Annotated in this window: 9 protein-coding genes; 6 read left to right on the top strand and 3 right to left on the bottom strand. The window is 71.1% G+C overall.

Annotation, left to right across the window (positions count from 1 at the left end; genetic code table 11):
* The first annotated feature begins 218 nt into the window (after positions 1-218).
* A complete protein-coding gene (locus tag SGCZBJ_RS25250; RefSeq protein ID WP_165799271.1) occupies positions 219-1,394 on the top strand; it encodes a TetR/AcrR family transcriptional regulator in 1,176 nt (391 codons plus the stop codon).
* Between the two features lie 135 nt (positions 1,395-1,529).
* Here SGCZBJ_RS25250 and SGCZBJ_RS07935 read toward each other — a convergent pair whose 3' ends face one another.
* Positions 1,530-3,560, bottom strand: a complete 2,031-nt coding sequence (locus SGCZBJ_RS07935) for a phytase (RefSeq protein WP_101717482.1) — start codon at positions 3,558-3,560, stop codon at positions 1,530-1,532.
* A 167-nt stretch (positions 3,561-3,727) separates the two neighbouring features.
* Between SGCZBJ_RS07935 and SGCZBJ_RS07940 the strand changes: the two genes are divergently transcribed.
* From SGCZBJ_RS07940 to SGCZBJ_RS07960, 5 genes are all read left to right on the top strand, one after another.
* Positions 3,728-5,743 (top strand): TonB-dependent receptor, encoded by a 2,016-nt coding sequence (locus tag SGCZBJ_RS07940; RefSeq protein WP_101717483.1) that lies wholly within the window; start codon positions 3,728-3,730, stop codon positions 5,741-5,743.
* A gap of 315 nt (positions 5,744-6,058) precedes the next feature.
* A complete protein-coding gene (locus SGCZBJ_RS07945; protein WP_101717484.1) occupies positions 6,059-7,249 on the top strand; it encodes a glycoside hydrolase family 27 protein in 1,191 nt (396 codons plus the stop codon).
* Between the two features lie 123 nt (positions 7,250-7,372).
* Positions 7,373-8,296 carry an ROK family protein gene (locus tag SGCZBJ_RS07950; RefSeq protein WP_101717485.1) on the top strand — a complete coding sequence of 308 codons (924 nt, stop codon included), beginning with the start codon at positions 7,373-7,375 and terminating at the stop codon, positions 8,294-8,296.
* A 14-nt stretch (positions 8,297-8,310) separates the two neighbouring features.
* On the top strand, positions 8,311-9,792 hold the full coding sequence (locus tag SGCZBJ_RS07955; RefSeq protein WP_101717486.1) for a carboxylesterase/lipase family protein: 1,482 nt from the start codon (positions 8,311-8,313) through the stop codon (positions 9,790-9,792).
* Between the two features lie 50 nt (positions 9,793-9,842).
* Positions 9,843-13,271, top strand: a complete 3,429-nt coding sequence (locus SGCZBJ_RS07960; RefSeq protein WP_101717487.1) for a glycosyl hydrolase 2 galactose-binding domain-containing protein — start codon at positions 9,843-9,845, stop codon at positions 13,269-13,271.
* Here SGCZBJ_RS07960 and SGCZBJ_RS07965 read toward each other — a convergent pair.
* Positions 13,268-13,579 carry a DUF1244 domain-containing protein gene (locus SGCZBJ_RS07965; protein WP_101717488.1) on the bottom strand — a complete coding sequence of 104 codons (312 nt, stop codon included), beginning with the start codon at positions 13,577-13,579 and terminating at the stop codon, positions 13,268-13,270. The genes SGCZBJ_RS07960 and SGCZBJ_RS07965 overlap by 4 nt on opposite strands.
* A 5-nt stretch (positions 13,580-13,584) precedes the next feature.
* On the bottom strand, positions 13,585-14,796 hold the full coding sequence (locus SGCZBJ_RS07970) for an ROK family transcriptional regulator (RefSeq protein WP_101717489.1): 1,212 nt from the start codon (positions 14,794-14,796) through the stop codon (positions 13,585-13,587).
* Positions 14,797-14,882: the final 86 nt, after the last annotated feature.

Raw genomic sequence — 14,882 nt, forward strand, 5'->3', positions numbered from 1 at the left:
TCCCCTCGATGAAGATGAGGGGCGGATAGCAATTTGAACGAATGTACCGTGTGAAGCTGTCGTGAAATTTAGGCGACGGATTGATGTATTGCGCAGCATCTAGCTGAAATTATTGTATAATATGAGTGATGTTCCGCATCGCTCTCGCTTCGGGCGGTGCGCAACTTGAACGCTTGTCCAGACTTGCGTTCGAACGCCTGTCCAGCCACACACGGATCATGGCTTTCGCAGACTTGGATTCCGCCGCCCAACTGGTCGAGGCGGGCTATCGCCTCGCCCTCGAGGAGGGATTGGGGGCCGTCAGCGCGCGCACCGCCGCCGCCCGCGCGGGCGCGGCGGCCTCGGCCGTGAACTACCATTTCGGCGATCGCGCCGGCTTCCTGCGGCGGATCCAGGCCCTGGCCCTGGAGGAGGCGGCGCGTCAGCGCCTGGCGCTGGCGGACGGCGTCTCGCGCGGTCCGCGCTGGAACAGCCTGGCCGATCGCCTGACCCTGCTGGTCGCCGAACGGCTGGAGGCCGGCCGCCTGGGCTTCGTGCTGCTGGGCGAGTTCGAGATCGAGGCCGAGGTCGGCGGCGACCTCGCGCTGCAAGCCGGGGCCGGGCAGGGCGGTGAGGCCGAGTTCGCCTTCTGGCGCGAGACCGCGCTGGCGCTCGGCGCCGGCGAACACGAAGCCGACGGCTGGGCCGGTCTCGCGGTCGGCCTGGCGACGCTGCTGCATGTCGAGCCCGACGCCGGCGAGCGCCTGCTTTGGCTGGTCCCGGCCTTCCGGCGACTGGGCGCGCGGCTGGCCGGGGCGCCGATCGAGCCCGCGCCGCCCGGTCCGGCGCCCGATGAGGTCCTGCCCGAGCGCGAGCACGCCAACGACACCGCCCGCCGCATCGTCGAGGCTGCGATCGCCGGCATCGCCGACCGGGGCGTCTTCCGCCTGACCCAGCGCGACGTCGCCGCCCGGGCCGGGGTGTCGCTGGCGGCCACCACCTATTTCTTCCGGACCAAGGCCGACCTCGTCGAGGCGGCCATGGTCGAGCTGCATCGGCAGGTCCGGGCCGAGGTCCTGGCCAGCGCCGACGACACGGGCGTCGCCACCGTCATGGCCCCGACCGGTGGCTTCTCGGCCCGGGTGCGGGCGCTGGGCGCCCTGCAACTGGCCGCCGCCCGCGAGCCGGCCTTGCAGCCGCTGGCCGCCGCCGTGCGCGCCACCCGCGGCGCCACCTCCATGCGCATGCTCCGCCGCCAGGGCGTCAACGACGCCGACGGCTTGGACGCCATGGTCTGGTCCACCCTGATGAGCGGCCTGATCGGCAAACTCCGCTTCGCCGCCCCCGCCGACCGCGAGGCGGCTTTCGGCGCCATGCGGGACAAGCTTCAGGCCAGGCTGTTCGGCGCGGTCTAGAGATCCTCTCCCTCTGGGGGAGGTGTCGCCAAAGGTGACGGAGGGGGCGTTTTCAGCTGCCGCAACGCCCGACGATCATCCCCCCCACCGATTGCTATCGCGTTCGGGGGGAGCGTCTTGAAGGACGCTCACCGCCTACTTCAGCCCCAGCACCCCGGCGATCGCCGACCAAGGCACGAGCTTGAAGTTCTGGTGCTCGGGCGGGAAGACGTTGCGGCCGTCCTGGGCCACGAAGGCGCCGTCTTCCAGGCCCGCGCCCAGCGAGGCGCTGGTCACGTCCAGGCCGTCGGTCTCGGAGATGCCGTCAATGCCCTTGGCCCCGTCGGCGGTCACCGAGAAGCTGCCGACATAGGCGTTGTCGCCCTCGCGGCGATAGACGGCGTAGCTGTTGTTGCCCTGGCTGGAGACCACCAGATAGCCCTTGCCGCCCGCCTGCCGGTAGAGACCGATCCCTTCCAGGTCGTCCTTCAGGGCCGGATTGGAGGCCACGCGGTCGATCGCCTTCGGTTCCTTGCGGTCTGTCGGCTCGGCGCCCAGCTTCCACAGGGCGACGTCCTCCTCGGCCACGTACAGGGCGCCGGTCTCGTCGTCGGCGACGCAGCCTTCGGTCTGGGTGTCGAACTTGACGTCGCGCACCGGAACGGCGCGGACCTTGCCATTGGCTTGGGCGACCAGCTTCCACTGCCGCACCAGGCCGTCCGGGTCGCCGACGAACACGTAGGTGGCGCCCTTGCGTCCGCGATACATGCAAAGGCCGTACGGATCCGAAAGCCCCGTGGCCTGCACGCCGTCGGCCACCGAGGTCAACTGTCGCGTCGCTGGGTCCAGGGTGTAGAGCGCGATCGACTTGTGGGTGCGGTCGCTGGCGGCGACCAGGATGGTCTCGCGGCCGGCCAGCTTGAAGCCGGCCCGCAGGTCGACATTGTTCATCTTGCCGTCGGCCAGGTACTGCAAGGGCTGGCCCGACAGGTCGTAGACCAGCAGGCCGCCCTTCTTGTCGGTGGCGATGATGGCGCTCTTGGCCGGATCGGCCGGGTTGGCCCAGATGGCCGGATCGTCGGCGGCGTCGCCGTCGTGGTCGACGGGCCTCGTTTCCATGGTCGGCTGCACCGTGGCGAAGCCCTTGGCCGGCTTGGAGCCGGCCGCGTCGCCGGTCGCCAGCTTCAGGCCGGCGGCCACATCGGCCCACGAGACGACCTTCATGTTGGCGCCCGACTTGCGGTCGTCGGCGACCAGCAGGGAGCCGGCGAGCAGGCGCTCGCCGAGGGGGTTGCGCAGGGCGAACAGGCCGGAGGGGTTCTCGACCGCGTTCTGGTCGCCCGCCTGGATCCGGAAGGTCCCGACGAAGGCGTCGTCCTGGGCGCGGTCATAGACATTGTAGCCGCCGGCGGTCGCGTTGGCGGCCACCAGGAAGCGGGCGCTCGGCCCGCCGTCGATCAGGGCCAGGCCCGCGACCTCGCCGGCGATCTGGCCCAGGCGGTTGGCGTCGACCAGGGTCGGCACGGCCTCGGCTTCCGGATCGGCGTCGTAGCGCCAGACGCCGACCGCCTCCTGGGCGACATAGAGCGCGCCGGTGGCGTCGTCGCTGACGCAGTACTTGGCCTCGGACGACAGGTGCAGGCGGCGCACGATGCGCCCGTCCAGCTTGCCGTCGGCGGTGGGGAACAGCAGCCACTGGTCCATCTGGCCGGCCACGCCCAGGGTGAAGGCGTAGAGCGAGCCGTCGCGGGCGCCGCGATGCAGGCAGACGCCTTCGCCGGCGTAGTCCAGCGTCAGCGGCTTGGCGTCGAGGCCGGTCGCCTGGCCGGTGGCGAAATCGTAGGCGGCCAGGCGTAGGCGGCCGCCCTTGCGGTCCAGCAGCGCCAGCAGCGGCTTGCCCTCATGCTCGCGGACGTCGACGCCATAGACCTCGCCGCCGGCGATCGCGCCGACCCGCTGGCCGTCCAGGCCGTAGAGCTCAAGCCCGCCGCCTTCGCCGGTGGCGGCGATCAGGCTCTTCTCGGGCGCGGCGGGATTGCGCAGCAGCGCCACGCCGTTGGCCCCGCCCTCGACGGTAGGGGCGGTCGAGGCGACGGGCGCGACGGCCGCGCCCTGGGCCAGGGCCGATCCCGCGCCGAGCAGGAAGGCGAGCACGCCGACGGCGGCGCTGGCGCGAAGATGGGTCATGCGGCTTGTCCCCCGGAAACCTGCGCGCGAGCGGCGGGCCGCGCGCGAGGGCTTATGCGACGATTGCAAAACGGATTGATGACAGGCGAGCCTTTTCCACCGGAGGGCCGTTCCCTTGCGCTGGCGCGGCGATAGGCTGCGCCGACTCTCATCCATCCGGAGCCCCGATGTTCGACGCCGCCCTCGAGACCGCCCCCGCGCCTGAAGTCCCGGTCTCGGAAGTCGTCGTCACCGGCGCGCGCCTGCCGCCGTCGGCCGGGGAGGGCGCCTTCGCCATCACCAGCCTGGCCGACCCGGCCTGGGCGCGCTCGACGCGGCTCGACGAGCAGCTGGCGCGGGCGCCGGGGGTCTCGCTCTTTCGCCGCACCTCCAGCTTGGCGGCCAATCCGACCACGCAGGGGCTGTCGCTGCGGGCCATCGCCCCGTCCGGGGCCGGGCGGGCGCTGGTCACGCTGGACGGCGTGCCGCAGAACGACCCGTTCGGCGGCTGGGTGATTTGGAGCGGCCTGCCGTCCGAGACCATCCAGGACGTCCGCATCGCCCGCGGCGCCGGAGCCCAGGCCTATGGCGCAGGCGCCCTGACCGGCGTCGTCGCCCTGACCGGCCGCGACGGCGGCGCCCCGGTGCTGGAGGCCGGCGCCGAGGGCGGCGGCCAGGGCTATCGCCGCGCGGCGGTCAACGCGGGCAGCGGCGGCCTGCTGGCCAGCGTGACGGCCGAACGCTCCGACGGCTGGACGCCGGTGCGCGCGGGGCGCGGCGCGGCCGACGAGCCCCTGGCGCTCGACGCCTGGTCGGCGGCCCTGCGCTACGACACGAGGCTTTCGAGTGGTCCGGCTATGGCCGCACGGCTTGCCGTCTACGACGAGAACCGTCGCTCGGGCCTCGTTGGCGCGGACTCCCGCTCGCGCGGCGCGCAAGCCAGCCTGACCTTCGCCCAGGCTCCCGCCGAGGGGCGCAACGGCTGGCGATTGCAGGCCTGGACCCTGGTCAGCGACCTGCAGAACCGCTCGGTCGCCGTCGGCGCGGGCCGGGCCTTCACCACCCCGGCCAACGACCAGTTCGAGACGCCGGCCTACGGCTATGGCTTGAACGCCGCCCTGCGCGGCGTTCGCGGGCCGCTGGAATGGGAGATCGGCGCCGACTTCCGCGCGGCCGAGGGCGAGACCCACGAGCGCTTCCGCTACATGAGCGGCCAGTTCACCCGCCTGCGCGAGGCAGGCGGCCAGACCGCGACCCTGGGGGCCTATGCCGACGCCAGCTGGACCGCGGGCCCGTGGCTGGTCACCGGCGACCTGCGCCTCGACCACTGGCGGGCCTTCGACGCCCGTCGCCGCGAATACGACGTCCAGACTGGCGCGGCGACCCTTGCCGAGACGCCGGCCGGCCGTTCGGCCACGACGCCCACCGGCCGCATCGGCCTGCGCCGCGACCTTGGCCCCGGCTTCGTGCGCACCGCGGCCTATGCGGGTTTCCGTCCGCCCAGCCTCAACGAGTTGCACCGGCCGTTCCGGGTCGGCAACGACGTCACCGAGGCCAACGCCGCCCTCAAGCCCGAGCGCCTCTACGGTGTCGAGGCCGGGGCGGGACTGGAGGGGCAGGGGGCGAGCCTCGCCGCCACCCTGTTCCTCAACCGGCTGGAGGATCCGGTGGCCAATGTCACGATCGGCCAGGGGCCGGCGACCTTCCCGACGGCGGGCTTCATTCCGGCCGGCGGCGTGCTGCGCCAGCGCCAGAACGTCGGCCGCATCGACGCCATCGGCATCGAAGTGGAAGGCCGCGCCAGCCTCGGCGAGCGCCTCGTGCTGACCGGCGCGGTGATGGCGACCGACGCCGAGGTCGACGGCGGCGCGCAGGCTCCGCAGCTGACCGGCAAGCGTCCGGCCCAGGCCCCGCGCGTCGCCGCCTCCGCCGGCTTGGAATGGCGCGCCAGCCAGCGCCTGGACCTGTTCTTCGCCGCCCGCCACGAGGGCGCGCGCTTCGACGACGACCTCAACACCCGCCGGCTGGAAGCTGCCACGACCGTCAATTTCTCGGCGCGCTATGCGCTCAACTCCTCGACCCGGCTGGAACTCGATCTGCGCAATGCGCTGGACGCAGACGTCGCCACCGGCCGCACCGGCGACGGGATCACCAGCTACGACGCGCCACGCAGCCTGCGGGTAGGAGTCACCTACATCCGCTGACGTAGCGGTAAAAAGAAAAACAAATTTATTTATTCTATTGACGGCAAGCGCGCCCCCGTGGTCACCTCCGTCTCAAGCCAGCCGCCCACGCCACCAAGGACGCGGCGCGGGACTTGGGGAGGCAAACATGACTTTCGGGCACGGCCCCGACGCGCTTTCGCGTCAACCAACCGCTTTCCTCCCCGCCTGATCGACTGAGGCCATCGTCGCCTCGCGGTCCGCCGGTTCACCCGCGCCTTTCCCAAGATTCCTGCAAGCGGGAGCCAAGGGACCGGCGGACCGTCCTTCTCTTCACCCCACATCCAGCGTGACCCCATGAAGCGCCTCGTCTCGACCCTGGCGGCCGCGTCCCTGTTCGCGTCCGCCGCGCCGGCCCTGGCCGACGATCCGCCGCCGCCTCTGCCCGACAACGGCCTGGCCCGCACGCCGCCGATGGGCTGGAACAGCTGGAACAAATTCGCCTGCAACGTCGACGAGATCCTGATCAAGCGCATGGCCGACGCCATGGTCAGCTCGGGCATGAAGGACGCCGGCTACGAATACGTCGTCATCGACGACTGCTGGCACGGTGAGCGCGATGCTCGCGGCGACATCCAGCCCGATCCCAAGCGCTTTCCCAGCGGCATGAAGGCGCTGGGCGACTACATCCATTCCAAGGGCCTGAAGTTCGGCATCTATTCCGACGCCGGCCTGAAGACCTGCGCGGGCCGTCCGGGCAGCCGCGGGTACGAATACCAGGACGCCAGGCAGTACGCCGCCTGGGGCGTCGACTACCTGAAATACGACTGGTGCATGGCCGGCACGCAGGATGCGCCGTCGTCCTACTACATCATGTCGGCGGCCCTGCAGGCCTCGGGCCGGGACATCGTCTTCTCGATCTGCGAGTGGGGCAATTCCAAGCCCTGGACCTGGGGCGCGTCGGTCGGAAACCTCTGGCGCACCACCGGCGACATCTACGACGCCTGGGAAGGCGTGAAGGGCTACAGCCTGGGCGTCATGAACATCCTCGACAAGCAGGTCGAGCTCTATCCGTTCGCCAGGCCCGGTCACTGGAACGACCCGGACATGCTGGAGGTCGGCAACGGCGGCATGACCACCGAAGAGTACCGCGCCCACTTCAGCCTGTGGGCCATGCTGGCCGCGCCGCTGATCGCCGGTAACGACATCGGTCACATGGACGTCGACACCAAGGCCGTCCTGACCAACAGGGAAGTCATCGCCGTCGACCAGGATCCGCTCGGCGCCCAGGCGCGGCGCGTGTCCAAGCAGGGCGACCTGGAGGTCTGGGCGCGTCCCCTGAAAGGCGGCGGTCGCGCCGTCGTGCTGCTGAACCGTGGGCTGGGGCCGGCGGCGATCCGGGTGGACTGGGCGATGCTGGACTATCCCGAAACCTTGCCGGCCAAGGTCCGCGACCTGTGGGCGGGCAAGGACCTGGGCGTTCGCAAGGGCGGCCATGAGGCCCAGGTGGCGCCGCACGGCGTCGTCATGTTGAAGGTCACGCCCTGACTTGTAGTACGAATAAATAAAAAGTCTTTTTTTATTCTGGCGCGGCGGGCGGACGCAAGGTAAGCCTCTGGCCGCGGGAGGTTGCGGCGTCCGGTAAGGACGCGTGCGGCGAGGGAGTTTCGGGTGATCCAGATCGGGGTCGATTTCGGCGGAACCAAGATCGAGGCGGCGGCCCTGTCGCCCGAGGGGCGCGTGCTTTCGACGCTCCGCGCCGCCACGCCCGGCGACTACGAGGCGGCGTTGAAGGTGGTGCGCGACCTGGTGGACCGCACCGAGCAGGCCGTCGGCGGCAAGGGAACGGTGGGCGTGGGCGCGCCGGGCTCGGTCTCGCCGCGCACGGGCCTGATCCGCAACGCCAACACCACCTACCTCAACGGTCGCCGGTTCCGCGAAGACCTCGAAGCCGCCCTGGAGCGACCCATCCGCCTGGCCAACGACGCCAACTGCCTGGCGCTGTCGGAGGCCGTCGACGGCGCGGCCGCCGGGGCGCGAGTGACCTTCGCGGTGATCATCGGCACCGGCTGCGGCGGCGGGCTGGCGATCGACGGCAAGCTGGTCGAGGGCGCCAACGGCGTGGCCGGCGAGTGGGGGCACGTACCTCTGCCCTGGCCCAAGGCCGAGGAGAGCCCGGGTCCGCAATGCTGGTGCGGCCGACATGGCTGCCTGGAGACCTGGATCTCCGGCACCGGCTTCCGCCGTGATTTTCGCCAGCACGGCGGCGCCGACCTCAGCGGCGCGGCGATCGTCGAGGCCGCCGCGGCGGGGGATCCGGTCGCCCAGGGCGCGCTGGATCGTTATCTCGACCGCCTGGCCCGCGGGCTGGGCGTGATCGCCGACATCGTCGACCCCGACGTCTTCGTCTTGGGCGGTGGCATGTCGAACGTCGAGCTGCTGTACGAACGCCTGCCGGCGCTGGTCGGGCCGCATGTGTTCACCGACAACTGGGAGAGCCGCATCGTCAAGGCCCGCTGGGGCGACTCCTCGGGCGTGCGCGGGGCCGCGCGCCTGTGGAGCCAGGCCGATTGGGCCGGCGATGTCGCGGCCTGACGCGAGCTGAACCCATGGGGCTGGCGCGCTTGCTCATCGTCGCCGTCCTGACAGCGCTGGCGGGCGCCGCCGTCGCCGATCCCGTCCGCGTCTCGACGACCGCCGGGACGCTGGTCGGCGAGAGGCGGGCCGATGGCAGCCAGGCCTTCCTCGGCGTTCCCTTCGCCCGGCCGCCGGTCGGCGAGTCGCGCTGGAAGCCGCCTCAGGCCGTGGCCGCGTGGAGCGGCGAGCGGCCGGCTCAGGCGTCGGGGCCCGCCTGCCGACAGACCTCGCGCGGCTGGAATGCGGCGGACGCGGCGCGCTCCAGCGAGGACTGCCTCTATCTGGACGTCCGCGCTCCCAGGCATGCGCCGGACGCGCGGTTGCCGGTCATGGTCTGGATCCACGGCGGCGCCAACCAGGCCGGCTCCGGCGCGGGCACGGTGGAGTCGAGCCTGGTCGATCAGGGCGTGGTGCAGGTCAGCGTGCAGTACCGGCTGGGCGTGTTCGGTTTCCTGTCGCATCCGGCGCTGACCCAGGAGCAGGGCGGGGCGTCGGGCAACTACGCCCTGATGGACATCATCGCCGCCCTCCAGTGGGTGCGCGACAACATCGCGGCGTTCGGCGGGGATCCGGGCAACATCACGCTGTTCGGCCACTCGGCCGGCGGCCAGGACGTGGGCCTGGTCATGTTGTCGCCGGATGGGCGAGGCCTGGCCGCTCGGGGGATTCTGCAGAGCGGCATGCCGGGCTTTGGCTTTCCGCCGCGCTCGCTGAAGCAAAACGAGGCGATCGGCGAGGATCTGGCGCGGCGCGTGGGGGCCAGATCGCTGGGCGACCTTCGACGGACCTCTGGCGAGGCGTTGCTGAAGGCCGCCGAGACCCTGACGGCGCCCATCGACGACCAGGGCTTCATCTGGACGCAGGCCGTGGTTGACGGGGCGGTGCTGCCCAAGGCGCCCGAGGCGCTGCTGGCTGATCCCGGAGTGAAGCCGATGATCGTCGGCTCCAGCGCCCGCGAGATGGCCCTGTTCGGTGGCGAACCCCAGCGCGCGCGGGCCTGGGTCGCCGAGAGCTTCAAGGAACGCGCGCCGCAGGTGTTGGCGGCCTATGGCCTGGATCGTGAGCCGCCGCCCGCTATTGATCCCGTGCGGGGCGACGCGGTGCTGCGACTGGCGACCGACCGGATGTTCCGCTGTCCGGCCGAGACGACGGCGCGCCTGCGCCGCAGGGCCGGCGGCAAGGTCTGGCGCTACGAACTGGAGGTTCCCGCGCCTGGCCAGGCGTCCGTGGGCCACGGTTCGGAGCTGTCCTTCGTCTTTGACCGGCCCGGCAAGGGGCGTCCGCCCTTGCAGGCCTACTGGGCGGCCTTCGCGCGCACCGGCGAGCCGAACGCACCCGGGCTGCCGCACTGGCCGGCCGAGAGCGGCGCGGGCGAGCGGCTGGCTTTCACCGCCACCGGACCGAGGGCGGAGCAGGGCGAAGAGCCCGACTGCCGGTTCCACACCCGGCCCTAGACCATCAGCAACAAGCGGCGACCAAGCCGCGCACGGAGGAAACCAAGAGGATGAAGACCCGCTCGAAATCCGTCCTGGCCGCTGGCTGCGCCCTGGCCTTGCTGGCGCCGCTGACGGCGTCCGCCCAGGTCTGGGGTCCCTACAACGCCGAGTTCCCGGCCGGCGGCGACGGCCTGTCGCGCCCCCTGGCCGGCGCCGCAGCCGGCGAGACCTTGCCGGCCGGTGCGCCCTGGTCGCTGTCAGGCTGGGTCAGGATCTCGCAGGTGCAGTCAGGCCAAGCGCTGGCGGCCGGGATCGGCGATCTCGCCAGCGGGCGCTTCCTCGCAGTGGGACCCGACGGTTTCGCCGTCGTGACCTCGGGAACCGAGATCAAGGGCGGGGATGCGCCTTTGCCGGGCGACTGGCGGTTCGTCGCGGCCGTTTCGGACGGCGCGAAGGTCACGCTCCTTGTCGACGGCAAGGCGGTGGCGCAGGGCGCGGCGCCCGCCGCCGCGACGTCGGCCATGGTCGCTCTGGGGCCGCGCAAGGCCGGCGGGTTCACACCGTTCGCCGGACAGGTGGCTGGCTTCCGCGCCGAAGCCCGCGCGCTCTCCGAGGCCGAGATCAGGGCGCTCGCGGCGCGCAAGCCCGATCCGCTGACCGTGTTCGAGACCGGCAGCCCGACCTGGCCAGTGCAGGTGCGCCAGCAGGCCGGCCAGGTGACGCCGCAGGAGGCCTGGACCCGGCCGCAGGGCAAGGATGCGATCTCCGCCCCGGTCGCCAAGCCCGCCTATGCCGGCCCCGCCCTGCTCGAAGCCGGTCCCGGCGCCTGGACGCTGAAGCGTTGGAGCCTGGTCGAAGCTCCCAAGGTCGTTGGAGAGGGCGCAGCGATCTCGTCTGCCGGCTTCGACGCCAAGGGCTGGTACGCCGCCTCCGTCCCTGGCACGGTGCTGACGACCCTGGTCGATCGCGGCGTCTATCCAGACCCCGATTATGGCCTCAACAACACCGCTATCCCTGAGAGCCTGAACAAGCAGGCCTGGTGGTATCGCACGACCTTCGATGCGCCCGCCGCCGTCGCCGGCAAGCGCCCGCGCCTGACCTTCAAGGGCGTGAACTACGCCGCCGAGGTTTGGCTGAACGGCGAGAAGCTGGGCGACATGAAAGGCGCCTTCGTGCGGGGCCGCTTCGAGGTGGCGGGCAAGCTGAAGCCGACCGGCAACGTGCTGGCCGTCAGGGTCTCGCCGCCGCCGCATCCAGGGCTGGCGCACGAGGAGTCGCTGACCGCCGGCGTTGGCGAGAACGGCGGCATGATGGCCCTGGACGGCCCGACCTTCATCGCCAGCGAGGGCTGGGACTGGATCCCCAGCGTCCGCGACCGCAACACCGGCCTCTGGCAGGACGTGGTGCTGGAGGCTTCGGGCGATGCGCGCCTGGGCGACCCGCAGGTGGTCACGACGCTTCCCCCAATGGCCGGCAAGCCCGACAACAGCCTGGCCGAGATCGAGATCTTGGCCCCGGTCGAGAACCTGTCGGACCGTCCGGTCCAGGCGACGGTGACGGCCGCGTTCGACGGCGTCCGGGTCAGCAAGACGGTCGCCGTCCAGCCCGGCGCCTCGACCGTGCGCCTGACGCCGGCCGAGTTTCCGCAACTGGCCGTTGCCAATCCCAGGCTCTGGTGGCCCAACGGCTATGGCGAGCAGGCCCTGCACGACCTGATCCTGACCGCCTCGGTCGACGGCCAGGCCTCGGACGAGAAGCGCCTGCGGTTCGGCATCCGCCAGGTGACCTACGAGCTTTCCGTGATGAACCCGGCCGGCCACCTGCGGCGGGTCGAGGTCGACTTCAGCAAGGCCCGACAACTGGGCCAGGACGTCACCGACGGCAGCCACGCGGGCATCCGAAAGGTGGTCGACGGCTGGGCGACTTCGCTGACGGCGCAGGGCGACAACTCGCCGGCCGTGCGCGACGTGCCCGAGACGGGCCTCGCGCCGCACCTGGTGCTGAAGGTCAACGGCGTGAAGATCGCCGCGCGCGGCGGCAACTGGGGCACGGACGACTGGCGCAAGCGCATCGAGCGCGAGCGCCTGGAACCCTATTTCCGCCTGCACAAGGAGGCCGGCCTCAACACCATCCGCAACTGGGTGGGCCAGAACACCGAGGAACCGTTCTACGACCTGGCCGACGAGTACGGCCTCTTGGTGCTCAACGACTTCTGGGCCTCGACCCAGGACTACCAGCTTGAGCCCCAGGACGTGCCGCTGTTCCTGGCCAACGCCGCCGACGTCATCAAGCGCTACCGCAACCACCCCTCGATCGTGCTGTGGTTCGGGCGCAACGAAGGGGTGCCGCACCCGATCCTCAACGTGGGCCTCGAAGCTCTGGTCCACGACCTTGACGGCACGCGCTGGTACACCGGCAGCTCCAACCGCGTGAACCTGCAAAACAGCGGGCCCTACAATTATCGTGAGCCCGAGACCTATTTCACCGAGCACGCCAAGGGCTTCTCGGTCGAGGTCGGCACGCCGTCGTTCCCCACGCTGGAGGCGTTCTCGGCCGCCGTGCCCGCGCCCGATCGCTGGCCGATCAGCGACACGTGGGCCTATCACGACTGGCATCCCACCGGTAACGGTGCGACCAAGAGCTTTACCGACGCCATGGCCGCCAAGCTGGGCGCGCCGACCAGCCTCGAGGACTTCGAGCGCAAGGCCCAGCTGATGAACTACGAGACGCACCGGGCGATCTTCGAGGGCATGAACCAGGAGCTCTGGACCAGGTCGTCGGGGCGTCTGCTGTGGATGACCCAGCCGGCCTGGCCCTCGACCATGTGGCAGATCCTCAGCCACGACTACGACACCCACGGCGCTTTCTACGGGACCAAGGCCGCCGCCGAGCCCGTCCACGCGCAGATGAGCCTCGCCGATCACACGCTGGCGGTGGTCAACAACACGACCACGCCGATCGCCGGCTCCCGGCTGCGGACGCGGGTGCTCGACCTTTCGGGCAAGGTGCTGTCCGACCAGACCGACGTGGTGGAGGCCGCCGCCAACGCCGTCGCGCCCGGCCGCACGCTGGATCTTGGCTTCAAGAGCGGGGAAGCGGCCGTGGTCCGTCTCGATCTTACCGCCGCGAGCGGCGCTGTGCTGTCGCGCAACCTCTACTGGGTCGGGGCCGACGATGCGGGCGAGCGGCGGCTGTCGCAGATGGCGGCCCAGCCCGTGACGCTGTCGGCCAAGTCCGGCAAGGCCGCGAAGGATGAGGCCGTGGTCGCCGTCACCCTGGTCAATACGGGCGCCGCGCCGGCCCTGAACGCCAAGCTGACGTTAGTCGACGCCAAGGGAGATCGGATCCTGCCGGCCTACTATTCGGACAACTACGTCTCGCTGCTGCCGGGCGAGACGCGGACGGTGGAGATCCGCTACCCGGCCGGGGCGGGGAAAGGCGCGAAGGTCGCCCTGCGCGGCTGGAACGTGACGCCGCGCACCGAGGCGGTGCGCTAGTCGCGCTCGCTCCGCAGCTGCTTGTTCAGCGCCACGCTGGCCTCCATCCGCGCAAGCTGCTCGGGGGAGGCCGGCGCCTGGTGACGGGCCTTCCACTCGGACTGGGGCATGCCGTAGATCGCCTCGCGGGCCGCGTTCTTGTCGAGCGCGCCGTCCGAGGCCTCCTCGACCCAGTCGGCCAGGCAGTTGCGACAGAAGCCGGCCAGGCCCATCAGGTCGACGTTCTGGGCGTCGGTGCGCATGCGCAGGTGCTCGACCAGGCGGCGGAAGGCGGCGGCGGCGAGGCGGTCGTCGATCTCGACAGTCATGGTCTTCAGGTCTTCTGCAGGGCCGCCCGCGAGGGCAGCAGGCGTTCGATGATCGGCAGGATGGCCGCGCCCATGGCGGGCGCGTCGGCGGCCAGGGCCGCGCGCTGCACCGGGGCCAGGGCGGGCACGCCCGAAACGCCGGCCAGCTTGGTTTCGAGGGCGGCGGCCAGACGGTCGACCAGGCTCTCGGGCAGGCGGCCGCCGATATAGACCGCCTGCGGATTGATCAGGCAGCTGACCGCCACCATCGGCCCGGCCAGCAGGTCGGCGGCCAGGTCGACCCAGGCCTCGACGGCGTCCAGGCCCTTTTGGGGCAAGGTCTCCAGGTCGCCGGGCGCGGCGATGGAGAAGCCGTTGTTCTCGAGGAACTGCGCGAGGGCCGACAGCGAGACGGCCTCCTGCAGGGTGGCCACGTCGATGCGCGGCGAGGTCACCGGCAGGAAGCCCAGCTCGCCGCTGCGGCCCTGGGCCCCTCGGAAATACTCGCCCTCGACCACCAGGCCGCCGCCCAGGCCCGAAGTGACCAGCACGTAGAAGAAGCTGGGCGCATTCATGCCGTGGCCGAAGTGCAGTTCGCCCAGCGCCGCTGCGGCGGCGTCGTTTTCGACGGTCACCGGCAGGTCGTGGCGGCGCGACAGCAGTTCGCGCACGTCGGTGGTGTTCCAGGCGCCGTACTCGGCCGGGCGATGGGGCAGGTCGACCCGGGCCATGTCGTCGGGCATGGCCACGCCCACGCCGATGATCCGCTCGGCCTCGACGCCCTTGGTCTTGAGGAAGGCCTTCCAGTTGGTCTCGAAGAACTCGGCCACCGCGTCGGGGCCGGCGAAGGCCACTTCCCAGGTCGAACGCGCCCGCACCTGGCCGGCGAAGTCCAGCAGCAGGATGGTGACGTGGTCGCGGTCGATGTTGAGGCCGATCGAGAAGCAGCCGTCGGGATTGACCGCCAGGGTCATGGCCGGCTGGCCGCGACCGCCGTGCAGCTTGCCGGCCTCGACGATCAGGCCGTCGTCCAGCAGGCGCTTGGTGATGTTGGTGATGGCCGGCACGGTCAGGCCGGTCAGGGCCGCGATCTCGGGCTTGGTCTTGGCGCCGCCGATGCGGATCGACTGCAGCGTGACCCGCTGGTTGTAGTCGCCGGCCCGCTCCAGATTCGTACCGGATAGGCTGGGACCGGATTGCGAGGTCTTGCGGGCGGGGCTTTTGGGAGGCTGGCTCATCTGCGCCCTGGCTTAGCACCTGCGGCGTGGCGCGCGATAGGTCGGCGACCGACGCGGCGCTGCGCGAAATAAAGAAAATTGCTTTC

Source organism: Caulobacter zeae (assembly GCF_002858925.1).
In the GTDB taxonomy this organism is placed as follows: domain Bacteria; phylum Pseudomonadota; class Alphaproteobacteria; order Caulobacterales; family Caulobacteraceae; genus Caulobacter; species Caulobacter zeae.

Coding starts and splice junctions, on each gene's coding strand:
- SGCZBJ_RS07945 (WP_101717484.1), top strand. CDS start 6,059: ATGAAGCGCCTCGTCTCGACCCTGGCGGCCGCGTCCCTGTTCGCGTCC.
- SGCZBJ_RS25250 (WP_165799271.1), top strand. CDS start 219: ATGGCTTTCGCAGACTTGGATTCCGCCGCCCAACTGGTCGAGGCGGGC.
- SGCZBJ_RS07955 (WP_101717486.1), top strand. CDS start 8,311: ATGGGGCTGGCGCGCTTGCTCATCGTCGCCGTCCTGACAGCGCTGGCG.
- SGCZBJ_RS07940 (WP_101717483.1), top strand. CDS start 3,728: ATGTTCGACGCCGCCCTCGAGACCGCCCCCGCGCCTGAAGTCCCGGTC.
- SGCZBJ_RS07960 (WP_101717487.1), top strand. CDS start 9,843: ATGAAGACCCGCTCGAAATCCGTCCTGGCCGCTGGCTGCGCCCTGGCC.
- SGCZBJ_RS07970 (WP_101717489.1), bottom strand. CDS start 14,796: ATGAGCCAGCCTCCCAAAAGCCCCGCCCGCAAGACCTCGCAATCCGGT.
- SGCZBJ_RS07935 (WP_101717482.1), bottom strand. CDS start 3,560: ATGACCCATCTTCGCGCCAGCGCCGCCGTCGGCGTGCTCGCCTTCCTG.
- SGCZBJ_RS07965 (WP_101717488.1), bottom strand. CDS start 13,579: ATGACTGTCGAGATCGACGACCGCCTCGCCGCCGCCGCCTTCCGCCGC.